The organism is Veillonella parvula (assembly GCF_032575955.1).
Classification (GTDB): Bacteria; Bacillota; Negativicutes; order Veillonellales; family Veillonellaceae; genus Veillonella; species Veillonella parvula_J.
Map to the genome: position 1 here is coordinate 21,604 of NZ_JAWFXN010000004.1, position 15,515 is coordinate 37,118.

The 15,515-nt window shown below is 40.6% G+C and carries 12 protein-coding genes and 1 tRNA gene; 1 reads left to right on the top strand and 12 read right to left on the bottom strand.

The window, feature by feature from the left end; all coding sequences use genetic code 11:
- Nucleotides 1-147: 147 nt before the first annotated feature.
- Nucleotides 148-1,140, top strand: coding sequence for a hypothetical protein (locus E7L28_RS05335; RefSeq protein WP_004694840.1), 993 nt, complete (start codon nucleotides 148-150; stop codon nucleotides 1,138-1,140).
- Nucleotides 1,141-1,302: 162 nt separating this feature from the next.
- Here E7L28_RS05335 and E7L28_RS05340 read toward each other — a convergent pair whose 3' ends face one another.
- From E7L28_RS05340 to E7L28_RS05395, 12 genes are all read right to left on the bottom strand, one after another.
- Nucleotides 1,303-1,851 carry an SGNH/GDSL hydrolase family protein gene (locus E7L28_RS05340; protein ID WP_008602190.1) on the bottom strand — a complete coding sequence of 183 codons (549 nt, stop codon included), beginning with the start codon at nucleotides 1,849-1,851 and terminating at the stop codon, nucleotides 1,303-1,305.
- A gap of 153 nt (nucleotides 1,852-2,004) precedes the next feature.
- Complete coding sequence (locus E7L28_RS05345; protein ID WP_316603806.1) at nucleotides 2,005-3,231, bottom strand: MFS transporter; 1,227 nt, start codon at nucleotides 3,229-3,231, stop codon at nucleotides 2,005-2,007.
- A 104-nt stretch (nucleotides 3,232-3,335) separates the two neighbouring features.
- A tRNA-Ser gene (locus E7L28_RS05350) sits at nucleotides 3,336-3,424 on the bottom strand.
- Between the two features lie 168 nt (nucleotides 3,425-3,592).
- On the bottom strand, nucleotides 3,593-4,546 hold the full coding sequence (locus tag E7L28_RS05355; protein WP_004694714.1) for a magnesium transporter CorA family protein: 954 nt from the start codon (nucleotides 4,544-4,546) through the stop codon (nucleotides 3,593-3,595).
- Nucleotides 4,547-4,991: 445 nt separating this feature from the next.
- A complete protein-coding gene (locus tag E7L28_RS05360; protein WP_316711484.1) occupies nucleotides 4,992-7,121 on the bottom strand; it encodes a heavy metal translocating P-type ATPase in 2,130 nt (709 codons plus the stop codon).
- A 255-nt stretch (nucleotides 7,122-7,376) separates the two neighbouring features.
- Nucleotides 7,377-8,909, bottom strand: a complete 1,533-nt coding sequence (locus E7L28_RS05365) for an ABC transporter permease/substrate-binding protein (protein WP_316115493.1) — start codon at nucleotides 8,907-8,909, stop codon at nucleotides 7,377-7,379.
- Between the two features lie 173 nt (nucleotides 8,910-9,082).
- Entirely contained in the window at nucleotides 9,083-9,409 is a 327-nt protein-coding gene (locus E7L28_RS05370) for a YolD-like family protein (RefSeq protein ID WP_004698125.1), read from the bottom strand.
- 56 nt (nucleotides 9,410-9,465) lie between these two features.
- Nucleotides 9,466-10,749, bottom strand: a complete 1,284-nt coding sequence (locus tag E7L28_RS05375) for a Y-family DNA polymerase (RefSeq protein WP_004694705.1) — start codon at nucleotides 10,747-10,749, stop codon at nucleotides 9,466-9,468.
- Nucleotides 10,750-10,970: 221 nt separating this feature from the next.
- Nucleotides 10,971-11,390 carry a hypothetical protein gene (locus E7L28_RS05380; protein ID WP_227037275.1) on the bottom strand — a complete coding sequence of 140 codons (420 nt, stop codon included), beginning with the start codon at nucleotides 11,388-11,390 and terminating at the stop codon, nucleotides 10,971-10,973.
- 210 nt (nucleotides 11,391-11,600) lie between these two features.
- Nucleotides 11,601-12,959, bottom strand: a complete 1,359-nt coding sequence (dnaB, locus tag E7L28_RS05385; protein ID WP_008714774.1) for a replicative DNA helicase — start codon at nucleotides 12,957-12,959, stop codon at nucleotides 11,601-11,603.
- 69 nt (nucleotides 12,960-13,028) lie between these two features.
- The gene (gene rplI, locus E7L28_RS05390; protein ID WP_004694699.1) at nucleotides 13,029-13,475 is read right to left on the bottom strand and encodes a 50S ribosomal protein L9; all 447 of its coding nucleotides are present in this window, start codon (nucleotides 13,473-13,475) and stop codon (nucleotides 13,029-13,031) included.
- The gene (locus E7L28_RS05395; RefSeq protein ID WP_316711485.1) at nucleotides 13,472-15,499 is read right to left on the bottom strand and encodes a DHH family phosphoesterase; all 2,028 of its coding nucleotides are present in this window, start codon (nucleotides 15,497-15,499) and stop codon (nucleotides 13,472-13,474) included. The genes rplI and E7L28_RS05395 overlap by 4 nt, the downstream gene beginning before the upstream one ends.
- Nucleotides 15,500-15,515 lie beyond the last annotated feature (16 nt).

The following is a 15,515-nucleotide window of genomic DNA, read 5'->3' on the forward strand; positions in this document are numbered from 1 at the left end:
AATTGTACAATATTTGACTCATCTGATTATATTTATTTATAATTAAGATAATATTTTATATTTTATTTACAATTAGCATGAATTCCTATATAATACAAGTTAGTATCTGTGTTATTTGTAAAATCATGTATTTAGGAGTAAATTATTATGAACAAAAAACATTTAGCAACTGCTTTTGCAGTATTTGCAGCGACAACAATGTCTTTCTCTGCTTTTGCTGCAACTATCGATGCTAATGCACGCGCTTATGAACGTGCTTCAGCAGAGCAATATTCTTATCCTGCACCACAAGCGGCTACGCCAGCTTACCAAACTAGTTATGCCACAAGTGCACCGCGCCCTGGTTACAAACCATTGCCAGCAGTGCCTTATACAGCAGGCGATATGGCTCAACAAATGCCTGTATCTAAAGAATTAGGTGATCCAATCTTTGTGGCACCACAAACAACAGCTGTAGGTCTTCAAATCATGGATCCTATCCCTACTGAAGCCCAACCGGTATACCAAGAAACTGTAAACTCCGTAACAGCTAATGGCAACGGCAGCTCCTACGTTTCTCGCTACAAAGCTAACCAATTAAATGCGTTTGACTTATTGTTAAATGGCAAAACTTACACATATGACTTGCCTGCATACACTAATGGCTACCAAGTGAAAACTGCTAGCTCTTACAACCGTGCTGGCAACGGTGTTGCGAATGTATTCTCTACAAACGTAATCACTGAAGCAGTTGTAAATAACAACTCTTTGCGCATCACTGTAAACATGACTCAACCAACAGCTGTGGCAGCTGCTAAATTGCGTTCCATGCAACAATCTGGTCAAGTAGCTAGTGGTGAAGTAGCTGCATTGTTCGCTTACAATGAAAGCTATGATGGTGTAAAACAAGCCGCTCATTATGATATCTTCAACAACAACGGTCGTTACATTGTTGTTAAATCCGGTGCTGTAACTGTACCAAATGGTGCGCAACACCCTTACGCAACTGCATTATTCGCAGTAACTGAAGACACTGTAGCAGCTGTAACCGTATCTGGCAACACTGCTGAAGCTTCTGATTTAGTAAAAGGCACTGCATACGCAATTGCACAATCTGCTAAGGTGTCCAATAACAAAGTATCTACTAAATCTAAAAAATAATTCGTTACGAATTTATTTTTATCTGGTGAAAGCCCCCAACTTTCACTAGCACAAAAGACTATAAATCACTAACTCCCCCAATGAGGCAACTCATTAGGGGAGTTTTTATGTTCTTTATATTACGTTGTATTATAATCCCGTTCCAGTTCTATTATAGCTCCGTTATAATCGCGTAAAGACCTCTAATGCCTTATACGCCATTAATCGATAACCACGCTCGTTGGGATGAACCTCTCCGGCAAAGACAATTTGTCCAATTTGATCTGCTTCAAACAAGGTAGTATAGAAATCTATAACTTTAATATTATGCGCCTCTGCGTAAGCTTTTAGCTGTTCATTAACCTCTCGTACAACCAGATCCAATCCGTCCATATCGCTATCAATTTGAGTTTCTAAACCGATGATTACCGTCCCTTTTGTACTAGCTAGCTCAATAGCTTTGACCAAAGTCTTGTACACATAGGTACTATCTCGACCTTGTAAAATATCGTTAGTGCCACACATCAAGAAAATATGACGTGTTGGATCGGATACAGCAGTAACCGCCCAATTTTCAATATTATAAATCATACCCTGTACGGAGCAGCCATCTTCACCGTAGTTTGTAAAATTAACACCCTCTATGGATGCATCACAGATTTCGACCCAACCGCGTCCATAGGGCACATCATAGCCACGCGTAATGCTATCGCCAAAACAGATGATTTCCATCTTCACCCCTCCCTCCTGTACTATGACTTAATCATATAATAAAAGAATACCATACACAATATACATATTAATTACAAAAAAGGATCCGTTTTGATCTGCCCTCCAATTAGACGCAATTTTTAGAAGAGCAATTCATGTACGGATCCATTTATATTATTTAAGACGAATAAAGAATAATGCACATGCACCAATAATAGGAGCTATAGCGATAGACATCAAAGACATTTGGTAGCTACCCGTCATGACAAGGACATTGCCCAAGAGAAGTGGTGCCAAGAGTGCACCAATTTGGTTAAACAAGTTTACAAAGCCCGCTGTAGTACCGCGCAAATGAGGTGCTGCAGATTGAACTACGAGAGCATTGGTCAACGCACTATGCATGAAGGCCCCAATACCAAGAATCGGACCTGTTATAAAGAGCATATTTGGATTTGACGTGCTTGCAAACAAAATTAAAGCTGGCCCAAACAAGAACATAACGAGAGCCGCTAAATGGTTCTTCTTAATTGGTAAGATATCAGATAAAATACCGATCGTTGGTTTCGCAATTAGCGCAGCCGTACCGAACACGCTCATGACCTGGCCTGCATAGATAGCCGTTACACCTAATTGTTTAACCATGTATAAGTTCGCCCATTGTGTTACGCCCCAAGTCGTACCTGTTGCGAAGAATCCCGCAATCGCCAAGCAACGAATGTTACGGTTAGAAACGATATGCTTCAAGTTTTCTACTAAAGACGTTTGTCCTACGCCAAGCTTAGCAGCCGCTTCGGAAGCCTCTGCTTCTCGTTGTGCGAGAATTTCTGCACTCGGCTTACGCACCGTGAAGTAACATAATACGAGTACTACCAACGGCAAGATGGCTGTAGCAAGGAATGCAGTTTGCCAACCGTAATGTGTAGCCACATAAGGTGCGTAAAGGTTTACCGTAGTAATACCAAAGGAGGTACAACTCATGAAGATACCTACGGCCGCACCCCGTTGGTTCGGACCGAAGTGATCGCCGATAGCACTCAAACAAGAAGCTTGTACAGGACCAGACATAACGCCTAACAAGAAGCGCAAGCCCCAAGCCATGTTATAGTCTGTAATGGTACTCATCAAAGCCGTTACAGCAGCCATACCAATCAAACTAAACAAGATAGTACGTCTATAACCGATTTTATCGGCTAAGATGCCGCCTGGTAATACCGTTAAAGCATAACCAAAGTAAAAGGCCGAAATATGTTGAGCCCCCATCTTGGCTGTAAAATGCAATGCCTCATTGAGGATAGGCATAACAGATGCCCAAGACAAGCGCATAACAAAGCTCAACAAGAACGTGAGCCACACGCTAAGGAGAATTAAAATCTGAGTTCGCGAGAAACTAAGTCGATTCATACGAGCTCCTTTCTACAGAAAACCTAATAAATATATCGATAGCATATCATAGTGAGTAAAGATTGAAAAGCCCTCTAGGCATAAACCTAGAGGGCTTTATTATGTGGCGGAGAGGGTGGGATTCGAACCCACGGCCCCTTGCGGAGTCACTGGTTTTCAAGACCAGCTCCTTAAACCACTCGGACACCTCTCCATAACGGTATTATTATATCAAATTGGTCTAATAATAAGCAACAACGTAATACGTAAATAAGCAATAATATAATACATAAGCAAGCAAAAAAGCTGACTTACAGCCAGCTTTTTCATTTGTATTTAACATTTAGTATTGCCCTAATCTATTAGTTATTTGTCATATATGTTAGAATAGGTCTTTTTTCCACATGCCGATGATAGCAATGATAGAACACACCACGGAAATACCTACTACTTCGTAGAATCCATTCGGATCATCCTGGAACGGCAACGCCACATTCGTTCCCCACAGACTGAATATGATTGTCGGCACTGCCAAAGTAATCGTAAGGGCCGCCAACATTTTCATCACCATATTAAGGTTATTTGAGATAATCGATGTAAAGGCGTTCATCATATTCATCAAGATATTAGAATACATTTCAACCATCTCGATGGCCTGTTTATTCTCGATGATAACGTCTTCCAAAAGATCCTCATCCTCTTCATACATTTTAAGCAAATGTCTATAAGTGCTGTGACCACGCAAGCGCAATAGGCGTTCCATAACAGTTCCATTCGTACGCAACGCAGAGGTAAAGTATGTCATGGATTTCTGTAATTCCAATAGTTGGAAGAAGTCTTTATTCTTCGTCGTATGACGCAACTGAACTTCAATATCGTCAGTACGGCGGTTAATTTGTTGTAAGTAACGTAAGAACAATGTGGCTGTACGGTACAAGATTTGGAACAAGAACCGCGTCTTTTTATATGTATAGAATGTAGACAGTTGGTTTGAAATGAACGGATACAACACCTCGGACTCTTCAAGACATACAGTAATGAAGAAGTCAGGCGTCAAAAAGATGCCAAGTGGCACCGTATCGTACATATCATTACCGCGAATCGCAGGAATGTTGATAACCACGAAAATATAGTTGTCCTCTAATTCCACGTGAGAACGTTCTTCCATATCGAGAGCGGTCTTTAAAACGTCCGTTGGAATTTCCGTCAAAATATTGATGAGGGACAACTCATCGGGGTCTGGGTTCACCAAATTTACCCAAGAACCTTTTGTGGCATCTGATACAGTGCAGTCTGAAACCAACTCTTCTTCTATGTGTTTGTACACCGTGATCATGCTATCCCTCCTTCCAACGAACATATAGTAATCATCTAATAAATTATATACTATTTTATAGCTATTATTCAATTCAATTGTGAAAGTTTTGTTTATGTAGTATATACATAAACCACTTTATGTCTATTAACAATGCACAATTGTATATGTTAAAAGCATCTCAAAACATCCTTTTATCAAATCTACCAAAAAATCTAGCGAGCACATAGATTAATAAAGCTGCTAAACTAAAAAATCCACCAAAAGATTAAACCACTAAAACTTACAGTGAGTAAGTATGCAAACAAATAATCAGCAATATATCATTAGGTTAAATCTTATAAAAATAACCTCTATACTAGCTTATCGCTAATATAGAGGTTATTTGTTTTATCCTACTCTGTCAAATCAGAATCATGTCATTTGTTATATTTCTGCATTAATCTATAAGATTACTTTCACCAAATTAACGGCGCAAGATACGAATAGAGTTCAAAATACAAAGAATGGATACGCCAGTATCACCGAATACCGCCCACCACATGGATGCATAGCCCATAAGGCCTAGCGCCATGATAAGAATTTTAACGGCAATAGCGAATACTACATTTTGCCAAGCAACACGCAATGTTGCTTTGGACAAGTCTAGGATATGTGCAATGGCAGTCAAAGATGGACGCATGAACACAACATCTGCCGCCTCGATAGCCGCATCAGCACCACTACCCATCGCGCCACCTACATCAGCACCTGCAAGTACTGGAGCATCGTTGATGCCATCCCCTACGAACATAGTTGGACCATATTCAGAGCGAATATCTTGTACAACAGACAATTTATCTTGAGGCAACAACTGAGCACGTACAGCACTTACGCCAGTTTCTTTAGCAATGTAATTTGCACTTGCTTCAGCATCACCTGTAAGCATAACAGTTTTAATATCTTGACCATTAAGATTAGCAATCGCTTCAGCAGAGTCTGGGCGAGCTTCATCGGCGATGATGATACGACCTAAGTATGTATTCCCTTCTGCGACAAGAACTTCTGTGCCATATTCAGCAGCTTCTGTTGGATAGCCTTGCACATTATAGCGTTCCATAAGACGACGGTTACCAATAAGTACTTGTTGACCATCTGCCATACCTACCATACCTTCACCAGCTAACTCTTGAACGAAATCAGAAGGTTCCACTGTAAGGCCTTGATCTTTTGCTTCAGACACGATGCTTGTTGCGATTGGATGTGTAGAAACGGCTTCGATAGCTGCCGCCATGGATAACAATTGACTGGAACTTACATGAGAGCCTACAGTTTCTACGCTGTGAACTTTGAACTCACCAGATGTGATAGTACCAGTTTTATCAAGAGCTACTGCTTTCACATTAGCCAACGCCTCGATAACTCGACCACCTTTAAGCAAAATACCGTGTTTAGAAGCATTACCGATACCGGAGAAGAATGCAAGTGGCACACTAAGTACCAATGCACATGGACAGGAAATAACGAGGAATGTTAAGGCTGTATAGATCCATTTATGCCATTCACCTGTAATAAGGGATGGGATGATAGCAACCACCAAGGAAAGAGCTACAACAATTGGTGTGTACACACGAGCAAAACGCGTAATGAAGCGGTCGATTTTAGGTTTGGAAGATGCTGCATTTTCCACGGCATCAAGAATTTTAGTAACCATGGATTCTTCAAGAACCTTGTCCACACGCATCGTAATGCGGCCAGATTCGTTGATGCAACCAGACATAAGTTGAGTGCCAGGTACAGCGCGAACCGGTACAGGCTCACCTGTTACAGGAGCTGTGTTAACGCGAGTTTCACCTTCAAGAACTGTACCGTCTAGAGGGATTAAATCACCAGGACGAACTTCGATAGTCCAGCCTACTTCAACCTTTTCAGGAGCCATAACTACGATTTCACCGCCACAGCCTGTGTCTACAACGCGCACCTCTTGAGGACGCATATCGACAGCGTTCATGATTTCTGTACGACTACGATCAGTTGCTTTTTCTTCGAAGAACTCACCAATACGGTAAAACAAGATAACGCCTACTGCTTCAGGCAATGCGTCGATTGCAATGGCGCCCAATGTAGCGATAGACATCAAGAAGTTCTCATCAAATACTTGACCTTTTAAGATATTACGACCTGCGATACGCAATACTGGGAACGCAAGTAAGATATAGGCAATATAGTAAATTGGAGTTTCAATACTCTCTGGCAAGCCGATGGATGGGACAAAGGATGACAAAACTTCATAAATCATGAATAACAAACCTGCTACGATGACTACAATTGTTACAGCATCACTACCACGATCCTGGTCAGGACCATGATCATCCATAGCCGCTTTAGATTTACGCTCGTAATCCGCTACGGTTACGCCCTCTTCGATGGCATCACAAATATCTTGAATGTCACGTTTAAGCGCTTCACGGTCTTCCCAAGAGCCGGTTAATTTTAATTGATGTGTAGCAAGTGTAAAATTGGCAGTCTCTACAACATCCATTTTACGGATACGATCTTCAATTTTTGCTGCGCAGTTCGCACAGTTCAAATCCTTCAACAACAATGTTTCTTCCATGATATCTCCTTTGATAATAGTGAAAGTTTCTATCCTGTATTATAAGTTAATTTATTGTCTATTTCTAATACTTATTAGACATATCTTGTTTCATATCTTGTTATATATGTTCCTAAACATTATTCATCAGATATTTTTATTTATATGAATATCTGTTCATATGTTTATATTACATCAAAGGAGATTAAATGTCAATACAAAATCATATTCAATATATATCAAATTTTATTTACTTTAGTTCTAACTATATTCACCTTATATCAAATTTCGTTCTACCAGGAATTTATGTGCTACATCAGCTGGCAGTTGATGTTCCGTTTCAACGGCGTAATTCATCTTCGCCATCTCTTGATCTGTAATCGTATGATTTAAACTTTCTAATACAGGCCGCAGTTCAGGATGAGCAATCAACACTTCGCTACGTACGACATTACCAGCCATATAGGATGGATATAAATGTTTATCATCTTGTAACACCGTAATCGGTGCAATACTTAATTGACCATCAGTCGTGAATATCGGCATTGCATCCACCTCACCACGACTAATAGCCGTATATTTTAGCCCTATATCCATATCTTTAGTAGCTTTAAAGCTCATACCATATACGCGTTGCAATCCAGCATAGCCATCCTCACGGCCAAAGAAATCATATTCCCCTCCTAATGTTAGGGATGGTGCTATACGAGCAAGATCGGAATATGTTTTTACGCCATAACTCTGAGCGATTTCATTACGCACCCCTATGCCATAGGTATTATTAAAGCCGTACATGCCGACCCACTCAAAATTATATTTCTCTTTGTAGGCCTGTGAAAGCTCATTAAATAGGCTTTCATCATAAGCATCTGTACGTTTCAGCACAGCAGACCAAGCCGTACCGGTATATTCAGGATATATATCAAATTGGCCAGAAAGCATAGCTGGTTGAATATTGGATGTACCACCGCCTACACCTTCTGTAACCTCTACGGTTAAATCAGTCTTCTTCTCGATTAATTCTTTTAAAACATTCCCCAAAATAAGCTGTTCCGTCATAGGTTTCGTTGCAATATGAATAACATCGGTCTTCACATGACGGCAATACATAGCCCAGCCACCTATACCCATTGCAATTAGCGTCATAATCGAAACAAATATAATCGTATAACGCTTCATATGAGGGCTAATACGCGTTACTCTTTCACCTAGAGAAAATAGCGCATCAACCGTAATGGCTAATAGGGCAATCAGTAGACTACCTGCAATAGTCAAAGCACTTTGATTTGTTGTAATCCCCCTATAAATCGCCACACCTAAACCACCAGCACCAATAAAGGATGCAATACCCGTTAAGGCAATGGTCATAACGAGCATGGTCCGTATACCAGCCATAATGGTCGGCATAGCCAAAGGAATCTCTATATTCCACAAGCGTTGAATCCGCGTGAGTCCCAACGCAATTCCCGCTTCACACATGGCTTTATCAATCTGGTTAAGACCAGTAAATGTATTTCGTACCATCGGTAATAAAGCATATATAACCAATGCAATAATAGCGGTCGTATTACCGACACCGGATACATACAATAAGAGACCTAACATCGATATAGAAGGAATCGTATATAGGAAATTGACCATTACCATAACTGGCGCAGCTAGCCTTTTATATTCGTATATAAGAACACCCAACAATCCGCCGATAATGATCGCAACAACAGAAGCTAATACTGAAATTTCTATATGCTCCCATAATAGCTGGAGGAAAAAATCATAGCGATTTATAAGTAATGATATGACATCATGCATTACATACACCGCCTTTCTAAGTCAAAAAACACGAAAAATTATATAGGTATATTAGAGTCAACAAAACTAAAGAAATCTTTATAAAGCTATATTTACCCATGATACTATTATATACCTAATTATTTCTTAACTCTAGTCTATTTACCATACACAGTAAAAGCCATCATTTATATTTATATATCATACAAGTTTAGCTCTTTAATATATCTGAAAGGAATAACAGTTCCTTGTACAGATAGAATTTGTAATTGCTCACTAATCATATCAACAGCTCCTATAAGTTCCGTATATTTTCGTTTGTTGTAGTAAACGATTCGTACCCACTCCCCACAACGTACAGATTGTAAAACTGTATTTAACTCGTCTATTTGATCCTCTGATAACTCTGCCCGATTTTCTTTTGGCTTTGCTACAGTGGCTAATAACGCTTCAAATCCCCTCAATGCCGCAAAGGGCATAAATTGTTTTGCTCGCTGTAACCGAGACATGCGATGTTTCATTAATGTATACCTCCCCTTACGCGACTAATGTATTTCCAATGTATCCATTATAATATCTATTCCCCATTATGACCGCCTACCAAGGTATTTCTAAAGCGCATGGTTCCTTCCTCTTGTAAGCTCGATGCACGCAAAATAGAATTCTTACCAAACTGTTTCTTAATGGATAGCATAGCCTCTTGTACCTGTCGCTCTTTTTCCTCTTCATTTGTAGTAAGAGTGCTAAATAGGTCCACCTCTTGAGGTATGGCGGATCGATTGACTAAATCCTCAAAGCTGATTCCTATGCGACGGATGAGCTCATTTTTACGGCAATGCTGCTCGTATAATTTAATAACTGCCGCCGTTAACACCTGCAAAGAGTCAGTGTACTGCTTAAGCTTTTTAGAACCTCCTGTAGAGCGCATCATTTCATCAGCATAGCCGATATGAACGTGAATATGGTTCGTAACCCCTTTGATTTGTAAAAGCTCTAATACCAAGGACTCTACCATTTCGCGCATAGGCACGTATGCCTCTTCATAGGTATAATTACGCAACAAAATCTGACTGTGCGAGATAGAGTGCTTAATAGGTCGATACGCATGGATATCCGCAATCGTACAAGGCTCACGGCCCCAAGCATGGTCAATGATGAGCTCTGCATTAATGCCAAACTCCTTGTACAACTTCGTCTCTGGAATCATAGTAATACCATGTAAGTCATAAGCACCATACTTATGCAAACGATTAGCTATGCCCTTACCAATCTGCCATATATCGGTCAAAGGCTGATGATACCAGATTGTCTCTTTAAAAAGGCTTTCATCAAGATAGCCTATAAAATCAGACGCATGTTTCGCCAAAATATCAAGGGCAATCTTAGCAAGAAACAAATTTGTTCCGATTCCAACGGTGGCATAAATCTTCGTTGCCACTAGCACCGCATCAAGCAACATCTGCGCCAACTGACGAGGCGTCTTTTTATATAGTGGTAAATAGGGCGTAATATCGATGAAATACTCGTCGATAGAGTACACATGCACATCTTCGGGCGCCACATACTTGAGCAAGGTTCCATAAATCTCAGCAGACACCTGCATATACCGCTTCATATGTGGCTTCACCGTCAAATACTCAATATACGGTGGAATCTGAAATAATCGGCTGCGATTTTTAACACCTAACTTTTTTAAGGCAGGAGAAATAGCCAACGTAATAGCCCCCTTGCCACGAGAACCATCGGCCACCACCAGAGGCGTCATAAACGGATCCAGTCCTAAATCGGCGCATTCTACAGACGCGTAAAAACACTTCAAATCAATACACATATACAGCCGATCCGTATCAGCTGAACCCATACAAACACCTCCCTAAACCGCTAAACAAGTAGCTTTTACAAAAATTAAGAACACAAGAATTTGTATGACTAGTATAACAAAAAAACAAAGTATTTTCAAACATATGTTTGTTTTTATGCTAGTAAATTTATAGAAAATAAAAGCACCTAACTCTAGATATATAATCTAATGTTAGATGCCATATGTTTAACAGACTATTAAAGATAGCTAATTTATTTCTATCAAAACAAACTTAATAACACTAATCCCCCTAATACAATTGAAACAGCGCCATACTCAATAGTTATCGTCACATTATCTATACTTACTTCTCCATTTTTTGCAAGCACACCTGTCGGACTAAATTGAACCATAGGTCCACTGGTTGGTGCAAAAGGAATATAAAACTCTACACTCTCAGCAGTATGAGTTTCACCATTCAAAATATACTTAATATCATAACCATAAATATATCTATCCGCACCAATCACTCTAAATGGTATTTCCTTTGTAACTCGTGGAAGTATAGACACAATCGTTACTGGAGTTCCATTGTGACGTAATAAAAATCGTTTGATAATTAAATACAACCCACTAATTATTAACCCAAGAGCCACACAAAAGAAGTAAAACACAAAAAACTCAGTACCTCTAACCATCATACGCTCCTCTCCCAACAATACAACGAAAACTATCGAGTGCCACTATATTGATGGGACACCTTCATATCTACAGTGATAAAAAGAAAGGACTATACTTATGCAGCGACATCAGGTCACGAGGAGCAAAGAAGTATAGTCCTTTCTTTTTAATTAAAATGTAGCTGTGTTATGGGGCCCCATCAATATAGGGCACCCCCACGATAGTTTTCATTATTGTTCCGGCCCTAAGTCTCGGAATTCTACGTCTCTAAATTGTGTTAATTCTCCAACGAATTGGAGTTCTACGGTACCGATGGAGCCATTACGATGTTTACGAATAAGGACTTCTGCATTGTCCCCTTTTTCGGAGTTTTCATCGTAATATTTATCGCGGTACAAGAAGATAACGATATCCGCATCTTGCTCGAGGGAACCAGATTCACGAAGGTCCGAAAGTACAGGCCGTTTATCTGGTCTGCTTTCAACACTACGAGATAACTGAGACAAAGCGATAACCGGTACGTTAAATTCACGAGCAATCAGTTTAAGATTACGAGAGATTTCGGACACCTCTTGTTGACGATTTTCACTGCCCTTACCAGCATTTCGACCTTGCATCAACTGAATATAATCGACGATAACGAGATCGAGGCCATGTTCCACCTTGAGACGGCGCAATTTAGAGCGCATATCTTGTACGGTAAGACCCGGCGTATCATCGATAAAGAGCTTGGATTTACTCATGCGATCCGCTGCGGCAATAACCTTTTCCCAGTCAGCAGGATCCATGTTCGCACGGCGCAATTTTTCAGAGCTCACACCTGCCACGGAGGACAAAATACGACCAACGAGCTGTTCCTTGCCCATTTCCAGGGAAAAGAACGCCACCGTCTTGTCGTACAACATCGTTACGTTTTGAGCGATGTTCAAGGTGAAAGCTGTTTTCCCCATCGCAGGACGAGCCGCTACGAGGATGAGGTCAGATTTTTGTAAGCCGTTGAAAATATGGTCCACATCTTTAAAGCCTGTTGGCACACCTGTAATAGCACCATCATGCTGTTGCAGTGCATTAAGTTTATCTAGATTAGATAAAACCACTTCACCAATAGCTGCAAAGGAGGATTCAGACTGAGTTTGACCGCTTACGTCTAGCACCATTTGCTCTGCCTTATTGAGGATTGCCGTCGGCTCATCTTCGCCAGCATACGTCATGCCTACGATTTTATTCCCTGCATCGATGAGGCGGCGCAACTGAGCTTTCTCGCTGATGATTTTCGCATGTTCCTCTACATTGTAGGAAACCGATTCATTCGCAAGAGATGTAATATAAGCAAGACCACCTACTGCATCAAGGCGCTTACGACGGTCTAGTTCTTCACCAACTGTGATAAAGTCAGCCGTCTTATTGGCATGCACGATTTCTAGAATAGCATCGTAAATAATACGATGTGCATCTCGGTAAAAATCTTCAGATTTAAGAATACTCGTCACCGTATCTACAACGGCACCCATATTGGATCCATTAGTTAATAAAGCCCCCAAAACGGCCTTTTCCGCATCTAGATTATGCGGTGGAATGCGTACATCCATGATAATCCCCTTCACACAACCACTATGGATAAAAGAATTCACCATACTCAAAGAGCATGGTGAATACTATTATTCGGCTACTACATTAACCTTGATAGTACTTGTAATTTCAGGATGAACACGAACTAATACGTCATGTACGCCCAATGTTTTCAATGGTTCTTTAATTTCGATTTTCTTTTTATCGATATCTACTTTGTATTGAGCTTTAGCAGCATCGGAAATATCTTTAGCAGTAACGGATCCGAATACACGGCCTTCTTCGCCCATACGAACTTTTACAGTTACTTCAACCTTAGTCAATTGAGCTGCCAAGATCTTAGCTTCGTCATTTGCAACGGCTTTATTATGAGCAATGGATTCTTGTTTTTGTTTCGCATTATTTACGTTAGTTGCTGTACCTTCAAGGCCGAGGCCTTTTTTGATCAATACATTACGACCATATGCGTCGCTAACTTCAACGATTTCGCCCTTTTTACCAACTTTTTTAACGTCTTCTAACAATACTACTTTCATTGTTGTTCCTCCTCTTGTTCTACGGAATGAAGCGCATCAAGAGCATGCTCCAAAATGGCCTGCTTCGCTTCCTCTATGGTCATACCTTGTAATTGAGCACCAGCCACAGTTCTATGACCGCCACCACCCAAGGCTTCCATTACAACTTGTACGTTCACCTTGCCTTTGGATCGAGCGCTGACGCCGATACCGCCATCATTTAGGGAATATAGTACAAAAGCTGCTTCAATATCTTCATTACTAATGAGCATGTCCGCACTTTGTGCAGCCAACGCCATCATATCCTTCAAACCTTCAGGCGCTACGGAAATAGCAATCCCTTCAGTACGACTTGCTTCAAATACCATTTTAGCACGCAATTGGATAGAATCGAAAGTTTCAATAAACAATTGTTTAACTCTGTCGATATCCGCTCCTGCACGGCGCAAAAATGCTGCAGCCTCAAAGGTACGCGCACCAGTTTGTTGAACAAAGTTCTTCGTATCTAATACGATACCTGCATAAATGCCTGTAGCTTCCGCTTTTGAAAGTTTCACAGGAACACCTGCATATTGTACAAGCTCTGTTACGAGCTCAGATGTAGACGATGCAGATGGTTCCAAATAGGTAAGTAATGGATTTTCTACAAAGTCCGCTGCACGACGGTGATGGTCGATAACGATGCGTCGTTCAGAAATTTCAAGCGCCTCTTGAGCCGCCACCATTTCCTGACGATGCGTATCACACACGACAGTGAGCGTATTCGCATCTACCCATACTCTTGCAGCTTCTGCAGTAATAATATTCTCTTTCCAGAACTCTGACTCATTAAGAACATTCACCATTTTATCGATGGCGCTAGTTTCTTTTGAAAGCGCAATGCGCACGTCTTTACCAAGTGCTCGAGCAATGGCTGCTACACCGATAATGCCACCTAAGGCATCATAGTCTTCGCGCTGATGCCCCATGATAAGGATCTTATCAGAATCAATCATAAGCTCATGTATCGCTTGAGATACAACACGAGCACGAACGCGCGTATTCTTCTCAACGCCTGCCGTATTACCGCCAAAGAAGCGCGTACTTTCACCATCCATAATACACACTTGGTCACCACCGCGACCTAATGCAATATCTAAGGCTGCACGAGCACGGCCAGATACATCTTTCACAGAACCTACATTTTCACTAATACCAATAGAAATCGTAGCTGGTACTTGACGCGGAGAAGGTACTTTACGGATTCGTTCGAGCACTTTAAACCCGTCTTCCTCCATCTCATGAAGCGCACCACGAGAAATGGCAAAGGTATACATATCATCTTGGAAGTTACGAATAAAACCTTCGTAGCGGTCAATTTCATCCATGATGATATTATTTATATCTGTCCAAATACTAGTATACTCACGATCACTAAGACCTTTTGTCAATTCTTCGAGATTATCAATCTGAATCATGCCCCATACAGGCTGTCCCTCTTCCGCTTTAATACGGGCCTTTTCTAGGTCAGTAATGTCCTTAAAGTACAATGCCATCACTGCATGTTCCGCAAGTTCATCTTCGCTATCAATATCTGATCGCGTATCCCGAGGATCGATAAATTTATAAATAATTTGGAAGTATCGATTTTCATATTTTTCCGTCATATATCCGGACTTACCCCAGATTTTATCGATACGGAAACCAGGCAACAAAGCAGACATTTTTTGGAGCTTATTCCAATCCACCTTAACCCAGTCAGCGAAAACACTATTATTCCACACCAATGTGCCTTGCTTATTAACAAGAACAATCCCCATTGGCAAATTTTGTAAAGCAAAATTAGAAGCTTGTGTGACGTTTTTCATCATCGCACTAAACTGTTCTCTTGCTAAACGACGCCGGTTATGAAGGGTATTATAATTAACCAAATACGCCGCTACTACAATGATTAATGCTAAAATTGCAATAGCCCAACTTAAATAGGCCAACAATAATAGCAATAATACGAGAACGGCAACAATGGTAATTTCTAAACCTTTCCATCTCCGTTGAAAGGATTTCATAACGGCCTCCTTTCTA

Bases quoted from the DNA above. Each gene is read 5' to 3' on its own strand.
- rplI (WP_004694699.1), bottom strand. From the start codon at position 13,475: ATGAAAGTAGTATTGTTAGAAGACGTTAAAAAAGTTGGTAAAAAGGGC.
- dnaB (WP_008714774.1), bottom strand. From the start codon at position 12,959: ATGGATGTACGCATTCCACCGCATAATCTAGATGCGGAAAAGGCCGTT.
- E7L28_RS05355 (WP_004694714.1), bottom strand. From the start codon at position 4,546: ATGATCACGGTGTACAAACACATAGAAGAAGAGTTGGTTTCAGACTGC.
- E7L28_RS05380 (WP_227037275.1), bottom strand. From the start codon at position 11,390: ATGATGGTTAGAGGTACTGAGTTTTTTGTGTTTTACTTCTTTTGTGTG.
- E7L28_RS05340 (WP_008602190.1), bottom strand. From the start codon at position 1,851: ATGGAAATCATCTGTTTTGGCGATAGCATTACGCGTGGCTATGATGTG.
- E7L28_RS05370 (WP_004698125.1), bottom strand. From the start codon at position 9,409: ATGAAACATCGCATGTCTCGGTTACAGCGAGCAAAACAATTTATGCCC.
- E7L28_RS05365 (WP_316115493.1), bottom strand. From the start codon at position 8,909: ATGCATGATGTCATATCATTACTTATAAATCGCTATGATTTTTTCCTC.
- E7L28_RS05345 (WP_316603806.1), bottom strand. From the start codon at position 3,231: ATGAATCGACTTAGTTTCTCGCGAACTCAGATTTTAATTCTCCTTAGC.
- E7L28_RS05360 (WP_316711484.1), bottom strand. From the start codon at position 7,121: ATGGAAGAAACATTGTTGTTGAAGGATTTGAACTGTGCGAACTGCGCA.
- E7L28_RS05375 (WP_004694705.1), bottom strand. From the start codon at position 10,749: ATGGGTTCAGCTGATACGGATCGGCTGTATATGTGTATTGATTTGAAG.
- E7L28_RS05395 (WP_316711485.1), bottom strand. From the start codon at position 15,499: ATGAAATCCTTTCAACGGAGATGGAAAGGTTTAGAAATTACCATTGTT.
- E7L28_RS05335 (WP_004694840.1), top strand. From the start codon at position 148: ATGAACAAAAAACATTTAGCAACTGCTTTTGCAGTATTTGCAGCGACA.